The following is a 19,304-nucleotide window of genomic DNA, read 5'->3' as shown; positions in this document are numbered from 1 at the left end:
GACACCTCGGCCCTACAGCGGGTCACGACCACCTGAGCGACGCACTCCGCCAACCGCGGTTCGGGCGATTACGCGCGCTATCCGAACAGGCGCCGCTGAATCTGCCGCCGGTAATCCTCCAGCGTCCTGTCGAGATGCGCCGCCGTCGCCTCGGCCGCCTCATCGGGCCGGCCGTCGCGAATGGCCCGGTAGATCACCTCGTGCTCCACGACCGCGGACTCGGTGCGTTCACCGAGCGTGTCATGGATCCCGATCGCGCTGGACTGCCGCTGCAGACGTCGCGCGTCACGCACCGCGCTGACGAGGAAGGCATTGTGCGAGGCCGTGGCCACGGCCCCGTGGAAGGCCTCGTCCGCCTCGTTGAACTCATCGACCTGACCGTGGACGAAGCCGTGCCTGCACCGCTGCATGGCCACCTCGATGGTGCGCAGTTCGGCAGGCGTGGCACGGGTGGCGGCCAGACTGCTCGCGGCCATCTCCTGAACCCTGCGGAACTCGAACAACATGAGCACGTGGTCGAGGTCGACCGGGCGGAAGAAGCCGCCCCAGCGGCTGGTGATGAGCATGCCCTCGTCGTCCGCGACGAACAGTCCACGCCCCTTGTGGGCCCGGACCCGGCCGAGCGCCGAAAGGATCTTCACGGCCTCCCGCACCACGGTCCTGCTGGTGTTGAGCCTCTGGGCCAGATCGCTCTCCGTGGGCAGCCGATCGCCCGCCACCAGACGCGACTCGGCGATGAATTCGAGAATCCGCTCCGCCACGACCTCATAGGTGGGCCGATACCCGGGCCGAGCGTCCGCGCCGTTCACCGTCACCGCCGCAGCCGGAGAGACCTGTGTCGGCAAGGCGGCTTCGGTCGCGGGGGTGTCGTTCATGGGACCTGCCTTCGGGACGGCTGCTGCGAGGGCGGTTGAGCGATGGGGAGCTGCCTCATCGTACCCCCACCCATGATGAGTACTACTCATTACACACAGGCCTCATCGCGGAGTATCAGTCAAACATAGGGCCTCATAGGCGATATACGAGGCTTTACCTCCCTCCGATATACGGCATCAGCTATAGATCATGGGGGATAAGGCTGCTCAAACCCTTGACGGTCCCCTGGCTAGGACGCCTAATTTCTTCCGCGACCGTCGCCTACCGCCTCCCCAACCGCAGCTGCCCCTGCCCCTCGGCGCTCGTGCTCAAGTCCCCTGTCACCCCGCTGACAACACCCCGGAGCCGCCGCATGAACGCAATCCCGACCGCCCGCAACCACCGCAGGAAGGGCAGAAGTTGAAGCCCTCCGCCTCTCCAACCCGCACGGTTTCAGCAGCACTTGCGACGGCCCTCTCCGCTGCACTGCGGTGTCCGGCTCCTCGACATCAGCAGGCGCCCAGCTCGTACAGACGACGGACACGAACGCCGGCAGCCAGCTGTGGCAAGCCGTGAGCACGGACTGACGCCTTTTAAGGACGGACATCGTGGACATCACCAGAAGACAGCTCGGCCGGCTCGCCGCAGTCGGCACCGGTGCCCTCCTGCTGCCCGGGCTGCTGCCCGTCGGCAGGGCCGCGGCAGCCACACCTCCCGCCGGGACGTGGGGGGACCAGGGCGACGGCACCTATGCCAACCCCGTCCTCCCGGGCGACTTCAGCGACTGGGACTGCATCCGGGTCGGCACCGACTACTACGGCATCACCAGCACATTCGGGTACTCACCCGGAGTGGCCGTCCTGCACTCGAAGGACCTGGTCAACTGGCGCACGCTCGGCGGCGCGGTCAGTGATGTGACCCAGATCGGCCCCTTGCTGAACTGGGACCGTATGAACCGCTACGGCCGTGGCGTCTGGGCCGGGGCCATCCGCTACCACGCGGGCCGGTTCTGGGTGTACTTCAACACCCCCGACGAAGGCTTCTTCATGACCTCGGCCGCGTCGCCGGAGGGGCCGTGGGATCCGCTGACGGCGGTGTGGCGGACCTCCGGCTGGGACGACCCGTGCCCGTTCTGGGACGACGACGGCCAGGGCTATCTGGTCACCTCGCACTACTCGGACGGCTACAAGATCAACCTGTTCAAGCTGTCCGAGGACGGCAAGTCTCTGGTCGGCTCCCCCACGGTCATCCACCAGTCGTCGGGCAGTGAGGCCAACAAGCTGTACAAGATCAACGGTGTCTACTACCACCTGTACAGCGAGGTGAAGTCCGAAGGCCGGGTGCTGATGATGAACCGCAGCTCCAACCTCTACGGCCCCTACGAGACCAAACAGCTCGAACACGTCAACGCCTCGGTGGACCGCGAGCCCAACCAGGGCGGGCTCGTGCAAACCCCGGACGGCGCTTGGTACTTCGTGACCCATCACGGCCACGGCGACTGGGAGGGACGGCCGCTGTCCCTGCTGCCGGTGACCTGGGTGGACGGCTGGCCGATCCTGGGCCAGGTGGGGGCGGACGGCATCGGCACCATGGTGTGGACGGGCAAGGTGCCCGTCGGCGGCACGCCCGGGCTGCCGGTCGACGCACTGCCTCCCGTGGTGACCAGCGACCTGTTCACCGACACCACCATCAAGCCGCAGTGGGAGTGGTACTACCAACCCCGCGCGGGCTATTGGTCCCTCACCGAACGCCCCGGCTACCTCCGGCTCAAGGCGTTCGCACCACTCGCGGCCGACAACCTGACCAAGGTCGGCAACACCCTCACCCAGCGGGTGCTGCGCACGGCGGGCGGCGCGACGGTGACAGTCCGCCTCGAACTGGCCGGCCTCGCCGACGGCCAGCACGCGGGACTGTGCCACTACGCCGCCACCTACGCCGGGTTGGGCGTACGGCGCTCGGGGACCACCACCACGATCGCGCACAACGCCGGCGGCACCCTGACCGACGGACCGGTAGTCACCCAGAACGCCGTGTGGCTGCGCACCACTTGGGACGTCAACGGGGTCAGCCAGTTCTCCTACAGCCTCGACGGCACCACATACACCGCCTTCGGCGGCATCTACCAACTCACCTGGGGCGGATACCGCGGCGACCGGGTCGGCCTCTACACCTACAACCCCAACAACACCGGCTACGTCGACTTCGACTCGGTGCAGTACTCCGTCGCGCCCACCAGGGCCTACAAGTGCGTCAGCGTGCGCAGCGGCAAGGTCGCCGACGTCTCCGGCGCTTCCAAGGCGGACGGTGCCGCCGTGATCCAGTGGCCCGACAAGGGCGTACCGAACCAGCGGTGGGCCTTCCAGTCCACGGGCGACGGCTACCACACCATCATGTGCGTCAACAGCGGCAAGGTCCTCGACGTGGCGGGGTCCTCGACCGCGGACGGCGCCCGGGTCGTGCAGATGCCCGCCGACGGCCGCACCAGCCAGCAGTGGCAGCTGCGTCCCGTGACCGGTGGCGTGTTCGTCGTGGTCAACCGCAACAGCGGCAAGGTCCTCGACGTCAGCGCAGGCAGTACGGCCGACGGTGCCGCGCTGATCCAGTACTCCGACAGGGGCAGCACCAACCAGCAGTGGACGTTCTCCCGCGTCACCGGCTAGCCCGCACAGGCGGCGGGGCCGGAAAGCTCTGGCTCTCCGGCCCCGCCGCCTTCTTGCCCCGCGTCGGGTCATCCGGTCACTGGATCGTCCAGGTCTGGTTGGACTGGTTCAGGGGCATGTACTGGCTGATGGTGGCTCCGTTGGCCGTCGAGCCGCCATCCACCTCCAGGACCTGCCTGCTCTCGAAGTTGCGGATGACATACCCGCCGCTGACCTGCTCGAAGTACCACAGCTGGTTGTTGCCGCCGTTGTAGCCGTACTGCTGCACCGCGGTCCCCCTCCAGTGGCTGGCCCAGCCGAAGTCGAGGACCTTGCCGCTGTTGCGGTTGACGATCCTGAAGAGCTGACCGCTGACCGGGACGAAGCTCCACTGCTGGTTGGTTCCACCGTTGCTCGGCCACTGGATGACGCTCCCGCCGTCGGCGGTGGACCCGTTGGAGACGTCCATCAGCTGTCCGCTGTTGACGTTCTTGATCGTGTAGTACGTCGACGGGTTGGTCTTCGGCGCACCGGTGGAGTCCTCCAGCGCCCCGCCGGCCTGCTGCACGCTGAAGTCCCCGATGAAGAAGTACGCGCCGTCGGTCTTGGCGACCCGTACGTAGCGGAACTTCTGGCGGACGTCGATGTTGCCGGTGAGTGTCGCGGCGAGCGGCAGGTTGTCCGTCTGGCGTCCCACGACGGTGTAGCTGCCGAAGGACGGGTCGTCGGAGGCCCGGATCTCGAAGTGGCCGCGGGTCTCGGACTGGTCCAGGTCCTGCCGGGTGGTCAGGGAGAACTGCCCGAGCTGGTAGGCCTGCCCGAGGTCGACCTGCCACCAGGCCGAGGTGTCGCTGCCGGTCGGCGACCAGCCGGTCGAGCCGTTGTTGTCGTCGCCGTACGCGGCCGGGTTGTTGGAGCCGTAGACCGAGGACGCGGAAGTCGGCTTGTTGTAGGCCAGGTTGAGCTTGGCGGCCAGCCCCTGGTAGGCGGACTCAAGACCGGTGGCCTTGATCACCGAGTCGCCGGACGTCGTGTTGTTGGTGAGCGTGACGTTGGAGCCGTTGCGGTTCTGGTTGATGAACCCGTCCGTGCGCGACAGCACGTTGTTCGACAGGGTCATGTTGTTCGACCCCTCGTCCGTGTAGACGCCGGACACCGCCGAGCCGCAGGCGGCCGGCGAACGCAGCACGTCGTGGACGTAGTTGCCGTTGATGACCGTGCCCGGGTCGTTGGAGAGGTGGTAGATACCGGCGGAGTCACACAGCCGGTTCATCACGTTGCCGATCCGGTTGTAGCTGATGCTGTTGTCGCCTTCGGCGTTGGCCGCCGACTGCCAGCCCCAGCCCACTGATATGGCGGCCCACGGGGTGTCGGAGATGTCGTTGTGGTCGATGGTGGTGCTGTTGACGAAGCCCGCGTCGATGCCCGCGGTGCCCGGGTAGTCCTCGCCGATCCGGGTGATCAGGTTGTTCTTTACGGTGACGTTCTTGACCACCTCCCGGGCATCCTCGCCGGCCGGTGAGGTGGGCGGGTTGTAGACGGTGTGCATCTCCACGGTCGGGTCGGAGAACTTGCCGACCATGATGCCGTTGCCGGCGATGTCGTAGATGAGGTTGCCGGTCACGCTGCTGTCGTGCACGCCGTGGTGCAGATCGAGGGCGGTGGCGCCCATCTGCGTGAAGGTGTTGCCGGTGAAGGAGAGCCGGTCGGCGTACGCCGCCTGGACTCCGGCCGGGGGACGGCCGACGTACTGGTTGTTGGAGGTGTCGGCCGAGAGGTTGTAGTTGCCGCCCTGGCCGTTGAGGTAGCCGTTGTCCGTCGCTTCCATCCAGGTGGTCCCGGTGAAGGTGATCCCGGAGAAGCGCAGGTCGTGGGCGGGGCTGGCGAGGCTCGTGCCCTTGATGTCGAACAGCGTGGCGAGTGTGGGCGCCTGCACGGTGGCCGTGGACATGTCCTCGCCGGGGCGGGGCTTGTAGTACACGGTCTGCGCGGCCGTGTCGACGTAGAACTCGCCCGGTTCGTTGAGGAATTCGTGGGCGTTCTCGAAGTGCAGGGGGGAGCCGCTGGAGAGAATCGGGAAGGGGCGGGGGAACAGGATCCCGGCTTCGTGGTCCTGGATCGACACGTTGGCGGTGCCGTTGGCGGAGCTGATCGACTTCAGCCGCAGGTAGCTCTCGCCCCACTGCGTCTCCAGCATCATCTCGACCTTGCTCAGCTGGTCCCAGTTGGACACCTGGGAACTGAGCACCTTCAGCAGCTTGTTGGGCTTGTCGCTGCCCTGCAACTGGAAGTCCGAGCCGACGTCGGGGAAGCGGGCTCGGGTGGCGCGGACGCCGTTGACGTACAGCTGGCGGAAGTTGAGGCTGCCCACGGACGCCTTGTACTCGCCGTTCGAGGCCGCGGTCCAGCCGGTGATCGCCTTGCCGCCGCTGACCACGGGCGTCTCGTTGTTGTACGCCTGGTAGACGACCGTGTGGCCGTTCGTGCCCGAGTCGCTGGTGCCGAAGGAGATCGGGCTGGTGAGGGGGTAGGTGCCGCCGCGCAGGTTCACGACGATGTCGTCGGACATGTTCGTGTTCACGGCCCGCACCGCGGCCTTGGCGGCCGTGATGGTCTTGAACGCCGAGGCGGTGCTGGTTCCTGAGTTGCTGTCACTGCCGTTGACCGGGTCGACGTAGAAGGTCGTCGTGGCCGCGTAGGCGGGGGTAGCGGGCAACACGGCCGCGAAGACGACAGCCGCCGCGAGCGCCGTGACCGTCCCCCCACCGCTGCGTAGGGGTCTCATGGGTCTCATCCGTGGTGTCCCTCCTCCGAAGCCCGCTTCCTTTGAGTTGCATTTATCGATGCAGGGAGGCACACCAGTCAAGACAAGACGCAGACTTATTTTCCATCGGAGCAACACCGATGACACATGCATATGCCCGCCACAGCGGCATGCACACCGCTGCGGCGGACAATAATCCCAGGTACCAGCTGGTTAGCGATCGACTGTCGACCGTATCTTGCTCAATCTGTCCAGCGAACTAGCCCCTATATGAGTAGTACTCATTTCAGCCGCGACGGTCGGCGGGGGCGAGGACGATGTCGAAGCGGACCTGTGTCCAGGTGCCGTCGATCACCCGCCCGTCGGGGGTCGGCGTGCCCGCCGGGCGCTGCTCGAAGTCCTTGACCAGCGAGTCCTTGACGCCGAACACGGTGTCGGAATCGAGCAGTTCGTCACCCCGGACGAAGATGTGCGTGACCAGGGTGCGGCATTCCGGCGCCTCGACCATGAAGTGCAGGTGCGAGGCCCGCATCGGTGAGCGGCCGGTCGACGCCAGCATCCTGCCCACGGGACCGTCGTGCGGGATCGGGTACGGCGTCGGTGTGACGCCCCAGAAGCGGTAGCTGCCGTCGGCCTGTGTGAACAGGTGCGCGCGGGCGGCCACCCGGTCATCGTCGTACTGGACGTCGTAGAACCCGTCCTCGTCCGCCTCCCACACCTCGATCTTCGCCCCGGCGATCGGGTTGCCGTCGGCGTCGGAGACGGTCCCCTCGACCCAGCAGGGCTCGCCGGCCGCCCCGAAGGACATGTCCCCGCCCGGCTCGATCCTCGGGGAGTCCTCGACGAAGAAGGGGCCGACGACGGTGGCCTCGGTGGCGTCGCCGTAGGCCTCGTTGTTGATGGCGATCGTCTGCATGGACGCCCCGAGCGTGTCGGAGAGCAGGATGAACTCCTGGCGCTTGTCGTCGGTCAGATGGCCGACGGCGGTGAGGAACTCGATGCCCTTCCGCCACTCCTCCTCGGTGAGGCGGACATCGCGCAGGAAGGCGTGCAGGTGTTTGACGAGCGCCTGCATGAGCTCCTTCAGGCGCGGGTCCTGGCAGGAGTCGAAGGAGCGCTGTACGCGCGCGATCAGGTCTTCCTCGCGGGCCGCCTGCTCGGGAGACACATCGTGGAGCGTCATGCGGGGTCACTTCCTTCCCAGGCCGCGCGCAGCAGCGCGGTGAGGTTCTGCTCGGTGACAACAGTTGGGTTGTCGGCGGGGACGGCGGCGAGGACGGGGGCGACCGCCCGGGCGATGCCGTCCTCGGGCATGCCGTAGTCGCGCAGCGCCCGGGGGGCGTGGAGCGCCTCGCGCAGGGCGGCGAGTCCCGCCACCGCCGTGGGGCTGCCGAACGCTTCGGCGATGCGCCGCTCGGTCTCCGGTACGGCCGGGGCGTTGAAGGCGAGCACGTGCGGCAGCACCACCGCGTGGGTCTGGGCATGCGGGAGGTTGAACATGCCGCCCAGCACATGGCAGATCTTGTGGTGCATGCCCGAGCCGGCCGAGGCGAACGCGACGGCGGCCAAGTAGGCCCCGTAGAGGGTCTGTTGGCGTCCTTCGAGCCCGGCCGGGTCGGCGGCCACTGCGGGCAGGCCGAGGGCCAGGCCCCGGATCCCCTCCCCCGCCAGGGCCCGGTCGATCGGGTCGGCGCGCGGAGCCCACATGGAGTCGACGCAGTGGGCCAGGGCGTTGAGGCCGCTGGCCACGGACATCTCCACCGGCAGGGTGAGCATGAGCGAGGCGTCGTAGACGATCGAGCGCGGCAGGACCCGTGGGTCGACGCCGGTGCTCTTCACCTCGCCCTCGGTCAGGCCCCAGACGTTCGTCGCCTCCGAGCCGGCGTACGTGGTGGGGACGGCCACGATCGGCAGGCCGGTCGTCAGCGCGACCGCCTTGGCCAGGCCGGTCGTCGAGCCGCCGCCGACGCACACCAGCGCGTCCACGGCTCCTTCGACCGCGGCCTTGCGGGCGCGCTCGGCGACGTCGACCGGGACATGCATGACGACCTCGTCGTGGCGCACCGCCACCGGCAGGTCCGCGGCGACACGGTCGGCGAGGGCCGCCTCCGTCGGCGAGGCGATGACCATCACCTTCGTGGCCTTCAGCGCGGCCACCTCTGCCGCCACTGCGGTCGGAGCCTCGCCGGGTGCGAAGACGACCCGTTGCGGCAACGTCTCGTGGGTGAACCGCACGGGTCAGGCCTTTCCGAGGAGCTGGGTGAGGGCACCGCGCAGCGCCGCCGCGGGGTCGTCGGCGAGGCTCATGGAGCGCCAGGCGACGTGCTTGTCGGGGCGTACCAGGATCGCGCCGGACTCCTCGACCTCACGCAGCTTGGCCCAGTCGTAGTACAGGTCCGTCACCTCGCGGCCCGGGCCGATCACCACCGTTTCGAGCGGGATGCCGAGGTCCCGGGCGACCTTGTCGGCCGCGCCGGCCCAGTCCTCACCGGCGATGCCCGTGAGCAGGGTCCAGCGGGTGTACGGCGCCAGGTCCATCAGGGCGAGTTTGGTGACGTTGTCGCCGACCCAGGCGTGCGGGAGGTGTGCGCCGGGGCTGGTGGACATGACGTGGTAGAGGTCCTCGTCCCTGCTCGGCGCGGGGCGGGTGCCGTCGGAGACGACGGCGGCGGACTCGTAGAACTGGCCGAGTTCGACGCCATGGGCGTTGAACTCGTAGTTCTTGGTCTCCATCGCCGCCACCAGAGCGGCCCGCTTGGCAGCGCCTTCGGGGGTGTTGGCCTTGCGCTCCTCGATCAGGGCCCGCATCTCGTCCTCGTCCTTGGCGTCGAGGACGCCGAGGGCCTGGAAGAGGTCGGCGAACTCGCGGCTGGACTTGTTGGCCCGGGTGACGATCCGCTGCGCGACGGGCGCCCGCTCCGCCGAGTACGTGTCGAGGAGCGACGGGTCGGCCTGTCCGCGCAGCACGGCCGCGAGCTTCCAGGCCAGGTTGTAGGAGTCCTGGACGCTGGTGTTGGAGCCCAGGCCGTTGCTCGGCGGGTGGCGGTGGACGGCGTCGCCGGCGCAGAAGACACGGCCCTTCTGCAGGTGGGTGGCGTACATCTCGTTGTTGCCCCAGAGGCTGGTGCCGGTGATCTCGACGTCGAGGTCCGGGATGCCGAGCAGCTGGCGCACGATGCGGATGGCCTCGGTCTCGTCGACCACGGGGGGCTCGGAGTTGATGTCGTAGCCCCATACGATGAGCCACTCGTCCCAGGGGCGGACCATCCGCACCAGACCCGCGCCGATACCGCCGACGTTGGCGCCCGGCTGGATCACCCAGTACAGGACGGACGGCCGGTGGCCGACGTAGGAGGCGATGTCGGCCTTGAAGGTGATGTTCATCGAACCGGCGATGTCCATGGCGCCCTCGTAGGGCAGGCCGATGTCCTCGGCGACCCGGGAGCGGGCACCGTCGGCGCCGATGAGGTACTTCGCGCGGATGTCGTACTCGTGGCCGGTGAGCCGGTCACGGACCCGGGCGGTGACGCCCGTGTCGTCCTGCGTGTGCGAGAGGTACTCCGTGGAGAAGCGGGTCTGGGTGCCGCGGACGGTGGCGTTCTTGACCAGGATCGGTTCGAGATAGGTCTGCGGGATGTCGACGGTGAGGCAGGGCGAGGCCAGCCGGTAGTCCGCCTCCCGGTCGGGCCGGGTGCCCCAGGTGTGGATACGGCCGATCTCCTCGCCCGCGATGGAGGTGCAGAAGACGGTGTCCCCGACGAGGTCGTGGGCGGTGGCGTCGGCCAGCACCTGGTCCTCGATGCCCATGTCGCGGAAGATCTCCATCGCCCGCTGGTTGGTGATGTGCGCGCGGGGTGTGTTCGCGGTCCACCGGTACTTGGTGATCACGATGTTGTCGATCCCCAGGGTCGACAGGAACAGCGCCGCCGAGGCGCCTGCCGGGCCGGAGCCGACGATCAGGACATCGGTCTCGACGTGCGACGAGGTCGGGAGTCCGGTCTCTTCCTGACCGTCGTTGAACTCGGGCATGGGGCCCCTCGCCTTCTTCTCGCGGTGCGTTGAAGGCAGCGTGCACCCCGCCGCGACCGCAGCGGGCGGGACGGGGTGGCGGACGGCCGAAATCCGTATGACGCGGCTGTTTCGAGGGCGCTTCGCCGCTGTGGCGACGGTGGTTCGCCCGCTATCGTTCAGTCCCGCTTCGCCGCTGTGGCGACGGTGGTTCGCCCTCCTTCGTTCAGTCCCGCTTCGCGGCCGTACGACGCAACTCGCCCGCGGTGATGCCGAACCGGGCGTGGAAGGTCTGCGAGAAGTGCGCGACCGAGCTGAATCCGCATCTGGTCGCCACGGTCGCCGTGCGCACCTCGGCGGCGTCCGGTCCGGTGAGCAGACCGTAGGCGACTTCGAGGCGCCGGCCGAGGACGTAGCGCGGGAATGTCGTGCCCGCGTCGGCGAAGACCCGGGTGAGCTGACGGACGCTGATACCGACCGCGGCTGCGACCTCGGGGGCCGACAGGCGCGGATCGTCCAGCCGGTCCTCGACGAGAGCGCAGGCGAGCGCGCGATGGACGACGGGCGGGCGGGTGGCCCCGTCGCTCACGAGCACGGACGCCAGGTCGACCAGGGCCTGCTCGTCCGGCCGGGTCCCGCCCGCGACGCCGACGGCGCGTCCGACGATGCGGGCGAGCGCGCGGCCGTACGGATTGCTCTCGTCACGCCTGACGATGAGCGGTTCCCCGACGCGCACGCCGTCCGGCAGCGCACCGCGGTCCACGCGCACCGCCAGTTCGTCCAGCCCCTGGCCGAACCCGCGGACGAAGCTGCCGTCCGCGTCGCAGACCAGGACGTCGCCGGGGCGGACGACCTGCCGCCGGCCGGCCTGCTGGAACAACGCCTCCCCGCGCAGCGAGACGTAGATCGCGACGGAACCCGTGGGCCGCCGTTCGATGAGGTCGGCGGGACGCTCGACCATGTGGGCCGTGGTGCGGACACGCGCCAGATGCACGCGCCCGAGGTCGAGGTTGTCCTCGCGCGCCCGGAAGTCCGCGCCACTCGATGTGCGGCACGTCAGGGCGATCAGGGCGTCGGCGTTGTGCTCCTCCCAGGCCCGCAGCCGCTCCGCCGGCGGCAGGTGTGCCGTCGAGAACACCTGCGCCGGTCGGGGCGCTGCCGGGGGTGCCGTGTGCATGGTTCAGAGACTAGATCCGCGGTCCCGGGTTCCCAACTCGTCTGGTGAGCCGGTGCGGTCAGGTGTCGCTGGGGTCGGTCGGTGTGGCCTCACCGAGCATGGCGAGGGTCAGCACATTGCCGGAGATGCCCCAGCCGCCGTCGGCGACTTCTTCGACCAGCACCATGGTGTTGGCGCGGGCGCGCTCGCCGTAGATCTCGACGTACAGCTCGGTGGTGCGGGTGACGATCTCCTCCTTCTGCTTCGGGGTGAGGGTCTTCTCGGGGACCTTGAAGTTCGCGAAGGGCATGGCTGGTTGTTCCTTCTCTGAGCGGGGCGTTAAGGGAGCTGGGGGCGGTTCAGATGATTCCGCCGTTGGCGCGGACGAGCTGTCCGTTGATCACAGCCGACCACGAGGTCATACCCGTCGGCGGCCGGCCGGCCGACGGTCCGGCGGCCGATGCCGCGCGAGCCGCCGGTGACGATCGCGACACGGGGCTGGGCCCGGGCGGCGAGCCCGTCGAGGGAAGAGGGGACAGGCATGACTGACTCCTTCGGTGAATGCGGGGCGGGCCACGCTCTCGCCGTCGCCCTGCTGCGCCCTCAACGATCGGCCGGTCCCCCGCCCCCAGCCAGGGCTGTGTTTACCCAGGGGATGCCACCCCCTGGCTACGGTTCGGCGCGCGAGTGACCATGAAGGGGTGAACCTCCCAGAGCTCGGCGCCTTCCTCAGGACCCGCCGCGACCGCATCCGCCCCGCCGACGTCGGTCTCCCCCAAGGCCCGCGCCGGCGCGTCCCCGGGCTGCGCCGCGAGGAAGTCGCCCAACTGGCAGGGCTGTCGGCCGACTACTACACCGAGTTGGAACGCGGCAGCGCGAAGAACGGCGTGCAGCCCTCGGCCCAGACCCTGGCCGCCCTCGCCCGAGCCCTGCGGCTCAACGGCGACGAGCGCGACCACCTGTTCCACCTGGCCGAACGGCCGATCCCGCCGTCGGCACAGGCAGCGTCGGCGCATGTGCAGCCCGCGCTTCTCGGCCTGTTGGACCGGCTGTCCAACACCCCCGCACGCGTCATCACCGACCTGCACGAGACCCTGGTGGAGAACGACCTGGCCCGTGACCTGCTCGGCAGGTCCCCGGCACACCGCGGCCCGACGGCCAGCTTCGTGTACCGCTGGTTCACCGATCCGCAGGCGCGCGAGCGGTATCCGTCCGAGGATCACCCGCACCACTCCCGGGTGTTCGTGGCCGACCTCCAGGCGGCGGCCGCCCGCCGCGGCCAGGACGCGGAGATCACCAGGATGGTCGCCGTACTGCGCCGCCGCAGCCAGGAGTTCGCGGCCCTCTGGGACACCCACGACGTCGCGGTGCGCCGCAAGGACCACAAGAAGATCGTCCACCCCACACTCGGCGTCATCGAACTCGACTGCTACAACCTGCTCAGCGAGGACGGACGCCAACGCCTGCTCTGGTTCACCGCGCCGCCCGGAAGCCGGGGAGCCGAGCAGCTGGAACTGCTGTCCGTGATAGGGACCCAGGACCTGAGCGCCACCGTGCCCGAGCATCCGCCATTGCAGCGAGAGAACGGTTGAGCAGCGACCTTGCTCTCCGGTGCCGTCCGGATCGTTCAACTCCCAAAGGAATGCATCGATCTCTGCGGCACATCTTGTCAAAGACTAAACGGACTCCTACAGTCCAGTCACAAGTGGAGCATTGGGACCGCTCCCAACCCCCCACGTTCATCCAAGCAATGGAGCTGTGATGACCCTTCCCTCTCGGCCGAGCCGCAGGCGCATACTCGGTGCCGCGCTGGCCGTGCCTCCCGCGCTGATGCTGGGTACGCAGTCCGCACGGGCCGCATCCTGGGGTACCCCGGTGGCCGTCAACTCCTGGACCAAGATCAACGCCAGGTGGACCGCCAACAACGAGCTGGAGACGTACCGGCCGGACTGCGTCTGGTACGAGGGCAACACCCTGGTGATCAAGGCGTACAACGCCGGGGGCGGCGTCTACTACTCGGGCCGTGTGGAGTCGACGGCGCGGTACGGGTACGGCACCTACAGCTTCACCGCCAACATGCCCAACGGGCGGGGGCTGTTGCCGGCGGTATGGGCGGCGGCCCTGAATCCGTGGCTGCCCGAGTTCGACGCCGCCGAGATCGTGGGACAGAACCCGAACGTCGTGTACCAGACGTCCCACGACATCAACAACGCCCAGCAGCAGTTCTCGAGGACGAACTCCTCCGGCTGGACGAACTCGTACCACACCTACTCGTTCAGCTGGTTCCCGGACCACATCGACTTCGCCGTGGACGGCAACATCACGGGCACCACCTGGTACTCGACCCCGGCCGGGACGGCCCTGCGCTTCATCGCCAACATCGCGGTCGGCGGTGACTGGCCCGGCAACCCGGACTCCTCCACGTGGGCCACCTCTGACGGTGCCCGCTACCTCAAGATCTCCTCCATCACCCACACGCCGTACAACCCGTGAGGGTTCAGATCTCCTGCTCACCGGCCAGGACGGTCAGCCGGTCCCGAAGACGTGTGTGCCGGAACTGATAGGTGGGGCCGGTCTCCCGCAGCACCTGCCGCTTGCAGGCGTCGTCGAGGAAACGCATGGCTCGCAGCGGGACCACCCCCTGCGCCCACAACTGCACGAACACGACCGCGGTCCGCCAGCTGTTGGACACGGTGAGCCCGGCCGCGGTACCGGTGACGGCCCCGATCACCACTCCGGTGATCAGCCCCACCGGTACCGCGACACCGAGCGGATCATGGCGGGCGGTGGCGAGGGCGTCGGTGAGTCCCGCGGCGAAACCCATGGCGAGGCCGAAGACAAGTCCCGTTGCCAGGCCCTGTCTTCGGTCCTGGTCCCAGCCGGACAGCGGGCCGACCGGGGAGTCCTGGTCGGGCGTGATGCGGGTGAAGCCGTCGAGGAGACCGAACGCGAGGACATAGGCGCAGCCGATCGCCAGGCCGACACCGAGCCCGCGCTGTGTGCCCTGCGCGAGTCCGAGCGGGATGCCGCCGGCCAGCCCGGCCGGTATCCCCGCGGCGAGCCCCGCCGGGCTCCCCGCGATCAGCCTGCCCAGAAACCGTTGCACCGACTTGGCGTTCGGGTCAGAGGCGAAGTGGGGAGGAGGCAGGCCTTCTCCGCCTGCGGCCATTCCCGTCGCGGTTCCGGCCGTCAGGGCGGCGGCCAGCCCCACCGTCGCCGCTGTCGCCGGACCGGACGCGGGGCCGACGGTCAGCGCTACCGCGCTCCCGACCGCGAGACCGGCCATCAGTCCCATCCCCAGGTTGAACCGGGCTTCACCGGAACCGCCGGGGAAAGTGACCCGCGTGGCCCGCCGTTCGGTCACGATCGCCGTGGCGAGTCCCAGTACGCCGCCCACCACCGAGGCCGGGAGAAAACCGATCACGGTCCGTTCACCGAGGTCGTCGGTGAACCGGGAGACGAGCGCGGAAGCCAGTCCCGCGGCGAGTCCGCCGCCGATCACGCCCCCCACGATCCGCCACGAGGCGGAGGCCCACTCATGCATCTGCCACCATGCCAACTCGGGAGTCCCGTGGGCGGTCATCCGGGCGGCGATGAGACCGAGCCAGCGCTCCGCTTGATCCCGGCTGTACGGGGTGCGGACACCCGGGCGGCTCGGAGGGTACGCGGCGGGCAGGACGCGATCGAGCAGATAGTCGTCGATCTCCTCGACGGTGGTGAACTCCGAAGGCGAGAGGAGTCTGTCCACGACTGCCGTGGCCTCCTGGGCGTCCATGCCACGGAACGCGTCCCTGAGCAGGGTCAGCATGAGCGGCGTGCTGAGCGCCTGCCCCAGTACGCCGTGAGGTTGGGCCCACAGGTGTTCCGCCAGGCGTTCGCGGAGGCGGGGTGGCAACCCGGCGGTCTGCCAGTCCGCGAAACAGTCCGCAGCCGTCTCGGCGGCCACCGGCTGAAGCTCGAGCACGGCGGCCCCGGACAGCGGCTGTGTGTGCAGCGCCTGTGTGAACTCCTCGCTCCTGCTGAAGATCACCACCCTGACCCGGCGACTGAGCCCGTGCAGAGCTTCCAGGGCCGCCACTCGTTTTCCTCTGTCGATCTCGTCGAAGCCGTCCAGGAACAGCGCGATGCGTCCCTCATTGATCAACCTCGTCGGCGTTCGTGGGTCGAAGCGGTGCCCACGAAAGGTCTTGAAGTCACTCACGAGCCGTTCGGCGAGCCATTCGTCCACTGTCTGCCGCCCCGGGTTCCACCCGTACGGGGTGAGCAGGATCGGTACGGGGACCTGTGCACGGTCCGCCGCCTCGCCCAGGCCTTCACGGTGCGCCAGGGCTTTGACCGCCAGGAGAACCGCGGCTGCCGACTTGCCCGATCCGAGTTCCCCGAGTACGGCCATGCGCCCGGTCCGAATACCCGCGTAGACGTCGAACAGTTCGTTGAGCTCCCCCTCGTTCAGGGTGTCCGGCGAGGCGGCCTCGGCGCCGGGCAGTACAGCGAAGGACGGCGTGCCGACGACGGCCCCCGGCCCGGCCACTGCCTCGGGCAGGCCGACGCCTTCCTGGTGAGCCCACGCCCAGCGAACCGGAACGGGACGCTCTGTCTGGTCCAGACGCCGGTTTCCCCGCCGCTCCCTGTACAGCGCACTGGCCTCCTTCGCCAGCGCCTCGGCCGCTTTCGCCAACAGCTCGGAGGCGTCATCGCCTGTGGACCTGCTGTTCTCCGCCAGGATGCGACCTGCCCAGAGCAACGGCGCCACCAGCAGCGTCCCCGCGACGGCGACGACACCGTCGAGCAGCTTCTCATTCTCGACGAAGGTGAAGGCGGCCCAGAACCCCGCGATCAACATCAACACGAAGACACCAAGCGCTGCCAGCCATTTCGGCTTCAACTCCCCTGTATTTCCCGGCACATGACGGAGTGTGACAATGTCGGCGTGTCGAGGCCACCGGATTCGCGAAGCTGTGACCAGGAGTCATGCCGTCACAGCCCCACTGGCTGCCATTCCTGGTTGGAGCCGCCGTTGGCGGGCCACTGGATGATCTTGGCGCCGTTGGCGGTGGATCCGCTCTGCACGTCCGCGTACAGCCCGCTCTTGATGTTGACCAGGCGGTAGTAGCCGCTGGTGGCCGCCGGAACGAGCTTCCACCACTGATGGGTGCCGTTGGTGTCCGTCGACTGGTCCAGGGCTGTGCCGTTGCTGGTGGAGCCGGCCGGGACGTCGAGCACCTTGCCGCTGTTGACGTTGGACAGGCGGAACGAGCCGTCGTGGTCGGGCAGCAGCTTCCACTGCTGGTTCGCGCCGCCGGACCACGTGTACTGGATGACGGCCCCGCCGTCGGCGGTGGAGGAGCCGGAGACGTCCATGACCTTGCCGCTCTTGCGGTTCACCAGCTTGAAGGGGCCGGTCAGCAGGCCGATCGTGATCGTGGTGCTCGTTCCGGCGGTCAGCGACACCCTGCGGGCGTGGTTGCCCAGCGAGGACGTGGTGACCGTCGCGCCGGTGCTGAGGGAGGTGATGCCGCGTCGACAGATGAAGGTGATGTTCTGATCGATGTCGGAGGTGAGCGTGACGGTGGCCGTGCGGGCGGCCGTGTCCCAGGACAGCGACTGGACGGTGACGCGGTTGCGGCCGCGGACGCCCTTGATGGTGCCCTTGGCCAGCTGGTCGGGGAGGGCGGGGAGGATCTCGAGGACACCGGGGCGGGTGTAGACGAGCGCTTCGCCGAGGACGGCGGGGATGGTGTTGGCGGCGTCGCAGTTGTAGGTGGTCAGGTCCGGGTTGTGGGAGGTCATCAGGGACCGCCACACCATGTTCTTGCCGTAGATCTTCAACAGGTTGCCGTAGACGCCGGGGCCGTCCTTCAGACGGGCGCGGGCCAGCGCCCGGTGGAGGCTGCCGTGGGCGGCGTAGTTCGGGTCGACTCGCTTGTCCAGGGCCTTGGCCGCGTAGGTGACGAGGTCGGGTTTGTCCTCGGGGTTGATCTCGTGCAACGGCCAGGCGCCGTACAGGTGCTGGACGTGCCGGTGGTTGTAGCGGTCGGTCAGACCCGGCCAGGACCACTCGGCGAGCGCCCCGTCGCTGTTGACGGTGTAGTCGGGCAGCTTGGCGAGCAGGGCGGTCCAGCGGGCCACGCCCTTGCCGCTGCCTTGTTCGAGACCGAGTGCGTTGGCGGCGTCGATCGCGGCCTCCAGCGCGTGCCGGCCGGCCATGATGTCGCCGGTGGCGTTGACGGAGAACGCCTGGCCGGTGCTGAGCGGGGTGTTCTCCATGGAGTAGGAGGGGACGAAGACGGCCTTGCCGGCGGCGTCGGTGCGGGTGAGGAAGTCCTCGTAGAACAGGGCCAGTTCCATCAGGGCGGGGCCGAGCTTGTTCTTCAGGAAGGCGCTGTCGCCGGTGACCTGGTAGTACTCCAGAAGCGGGTAGAGCAGCCAGTCGGCGCCGCCGGTCCAGGCCTCGCCGGGGAAGCTGCCGCTGTTGAAGTGCAGCATGTGCCCGTACTCGCCGTCGGTCCGGGACGGGGCGAGGAAGCCGCGGGCGCCGTAGAGGTTGGTGGCGTTGTCGCGCCAGTGGGCGAGCTGGCCGAGGATGAGGTCGAAGTAGCCCTGCATGGCGTCGGTGAGGTCGAGGATGTTGCCGCCGGCGACCTGGAGGTTGATGTTGGCGTCGGTGGTGAAGTCGTCGGCCCAGGAGCCGTTCCAGGTGCCCGTCCAGATGCCGGTCAGGCGTGGTGGCAGGACGCCGCTGGAGCTGACGAAGAGATAGCGGCCGGAGTCGTACATCCGCTCCAGCAGGGCGACGTCGACGGCGGACGCGTTGCTGTTCTGGCGGGCTATGAGCTCGCTGGTGGCCAACTGGCGGTCGGCGGCGGAGACGTTGAGGTCGATGCCGGAGCGGTCGTACATGGCCTGGTGCTTCGGGGCGTGGCGGCCGAGGAGGGTGGCGTAGTCGGCCGTCAGCGCGGCGAGTGCGGTCTGGAGGGGCTGGCTGTTCCAGCCGGTGGCGGTCTCGTAGCGGCCGAGTTTGGTGAGCAGCAGCACCTTGGTGGCCTTGGCGACGACCAGGGTCTGCCCGGCGGCGGTGACGGAGGAGCCGCTGCCTACGGCCACGACGCGGGTGACGCCCTCGTAGCCGTAGGCACCGCCGGAGGGGTAGGTGCCGCGCAGGTTCAGGTAACCGTCGCCGCTGGTGACGGTGGCGGTGGTGGAGAAGGAGACTTTGGTCGGCACACCCTCGAGAGCGGTGTTGACGCTGAGGGTGGTGTCCACGGTGCGGCCGGTGGCGGGCAGAAGCTCGTGGACGATGACCTGGTCGGCGCGGGAGACGAAGACGCGGCGCTTCCACGTGCCGTACTGGTCGGTCCAGGTGTGGGTGATCTCGCCGGTGCGGAAGTCGGTGACGCGGGCGAAGTCGTCGACGGTGGTCATGCCCGGGGTGCTGAGCTGGAGTTCGTAGCCGGGGTGGAAGGTCTGGGTCCAGCGCAGGCCCCAGCCGTGGGCGAAGGTGGCGGAGGCACCGGAGTAGTCGCCGGCCAGCGCCTGGTCTCTCGCGGCTTCGAGGTACGGCGAGATCACCGGGGGCATGACGCTCCGACTGCCGTTGGGCAGTACGAACCGGTGATGATTGAGGATCACCTTCTCAAGCGCCGGGTCCCCGTAGTAGACGGCTCCGTACTCGCCGTTTCCGGTCAGGAACCCGTCGGTCCAGGCGGCGGCGGTGGCGTTGTCCCAGATGCCGCGGTCGGGAAGGGTGACCTGGGGCGGTACGGCCGCGGCGGCCCGGTCGGCGAAGACGAGGCCGGGCAGGGCCGCGGCGCCGGCGGCGAGGGCGGCCGTGGTGAGGAAACGCCGACGGTTGAGGGGAAGGTCGGGCAGTGACATGGGTCGA

General features: G+C 68.7%; 13 protein-coding genes. 3 read left to right on the top strand and 10 right to left on the bottom strand.

Annotation, left to right across the window (positions count from 1 at the left end; translation table 11 throughout):
* Nucleotides 1-77: 77 nt before the first annotated feature.
* The gene (locus tag CRP56_RS40120) at nucleotides 78-875 is read right to left on the bottom strand and encodes a FadR/GntR family transcriptional regulator (protein WP_097272629.1); all 798 of its coding nucleotides are present in this window, start codon (nucleotides 873-875) and stop codon (nucleotides 78-80) included.
* Nucleotides 876-1,463: 588 nt separating this feature from the next.
* Here CRP56_RS40120 and CRP56_RS40115 point away from each other — a divergent pair.
* The gene (locus CRP56_RS40115; RefSeq protein WP_097272627.1) at nucleotides 1,464-3,515 is read left to right on the top strand and encodes a family 43 glycosylhydrolase; all 2,052 of its coding nucleotides are present in this window, start codon (nucleotides 1,464-1,466) and stop codon (nucleotides 3,513-3,515) included.
* A gap of 76 nt (nucleotides 3,516-3,591) precedes the next feature.
* Here CRP56_RS40115 and CRP56_RS40110 read toward each other — a convergent pair whose 3' ends face one another.
* The 7 genes from CRP56_RS40110 to CRP56_RS40080 all read right to left on the bottom strand — a co-directional run bounded on the left by CRP56_RS40110 (nucleotide 3,592) and on the right by CRP56_RS40080 (nucleotide 11,965).
* Nucleotides 3,592-6,279, bottom strand: a complete 2,688-nt coding sequence (locus tag CRP56_RS40110) for an RICIN domain-containing protein (protein ID WP_097272625.1) — start codon at nucleotides 6,277-6,279, stop codon at nucleotides 3,592-3,594.
* 265 nt (nucleotides 6,280-6,544) lie between these two features.
* Nucleotides 6,545-7,441 carry an intradiol ring-cleavage dioxygenase gene (locus tag CRP56_RS40105; protein WP_097272623.1) on the bottom strand — a complete coding sequence of 299 codons (897 nt, stop codon included), beginning with the start codon at nucleotides 7,439-7,441 and terminating at the stop codon, nucleotides 6,545-6,547.
* Complete coding sequence (locus tag CRP56_RS40100; protein WP_097272621.1) at nucleotides 7,438-8,493, bottom strand: maleylacetate reductase; 1,056 nt, start codon at nucleotides 8,491-8,493, stop codon at nucleotides 7,438-7,440. Before CRP56_RS40100 ends, CRP56_RS40105 begins: the two co-directional genes overlap by 4 nt.
* Nucleotides 8,494-8,496: 3 nt before the next feature.
* Entirely contained in the window at nucleotides 8,497-10,287 is a 1,791-nt protein-coding gene (locus CRP56_RS40095; protein WP_097272619.1) for an FAD-dependent oxidoreductase, read from the bottom strand.
* A gap of 205 nt (nucleotides 10,288-10,492) precedes the next feature.
* Nucleotides 10,493-11,443 carry a helix-turn-helix domain-containing protein gene (locus CRP56_RS40090; protein WP_097272617.1) on the bottom strand — a complete coding sequence of 317 codons (951 nt, stop codon included), beginning with the start codon at nucleotides 11,441-11,443 and terminating at the stop codon, nucleotides 10,493-10,495.
* Nucleotides 11,444-11,501: 58 nt separating this feature from the next.
* Nucleotides 11,502-11,732 carry a tautomerase family protein gene (locus CRP56_RS40085; protein WP_097272615.1) on the bottom strand — a complete coding sequence of 77 codons (231 nt, stop codon included), beginning with the start codon at nucleotides 11,730-11,732 and terminating at the stop codon, nucleotides 11,502-11,504.
* 29 nt (nucleotides 11,733-11,761) lie between these two features.
* Nucleotides 11,762-11,965: an SDR family NAD(P)-dependent oxidoreductase gene (locus CRP56_RS40080; RefSeq protein ID WP_179851240.1), complete on the bottom strand. Its 204-nt coding sequence runs from the start codon at nucleotides 11,963-11,965 to the stop codon at nucleotides 11,762-11,764.
* A 158-nt stretch (nucleotides 11,966-12,123) separates the two neighbouring features.
* On the opposite strand from CRP56_RS40080, the gene CRP56_RS40075 reads away from it, so the two are divergent.
* Nucleotides 12,124-13,014: a helix-turn-helix transcriptional regulator gene (locus tag CRP56_RS40075; RefSeq protein WP_097272613.1), complete on the top strand. Its 891-nt coding sequence runs from the start codon at nucleotides 12,124-12,126 to the stop codon at nucleotides 13,012-13,014.
* 169 nt (nucleotides 13,015-13,183) lie between these two features.
* On the top strand, nucleotides 13,184-13,915 hold the full coding sequence (locus CRP56_RS40070) for a glycoside hydrolase family 16 protein (protein WP_257041605.1): 732 nt from the start codon (nucleotides 13,184-13,186) through the stop codon (nucleotides 13,913-13,915).
* A gap of 4 nt (nucleotides 13,916-13,919) precedes the next feature.
* On the opposite strand, the gene CRP56_RS40065 is transcribed toward CRP56_RS40070, so the two are convergent.
* Entirely contained in the window at nucleotides 13,920-16,271 is a 2,352-nt protein-coding gene (locus CRP56_RS40065; RefSeq protein WP_097272611.1) for an NACHT domain-containing protein, read from the bottom strand.
* A gap of 128 nt (nucleotides 16,272-16,399) precedes the next feature.
* Nucleotides 16,400-19,297: a glycosyl hydrolase family 95 catalytic domain-containing protein gene (locus tag CRP56_RS40060; protein WP_097272609.1), complete on the bottom strand. Its 2,898-nt coding sequence runs from the start codon at nucleotides 19,295-19,297 to the stop codon at nucleotides 16,400-16,402.
* Between the last annotated feature and the right edge of the window lie 7 nt (nucleotides 19,298-19,304).

Source organism: Streptomyces sp. TLI_55 (assembly GCF_900206255.1).
In the GTDB taxonomy this organism is placed as follows: domain Bacteria; phylum Actinomycetota; class Actinomycetes; order Streptomycetales; family Streptomycetaceae; genus Streptomyces; species Streptomyces aquilus.
Note: the sequence above shows the minus strand (reverse complement) of the source record. Positions and strands in the feature narration are given on the sequence as shown.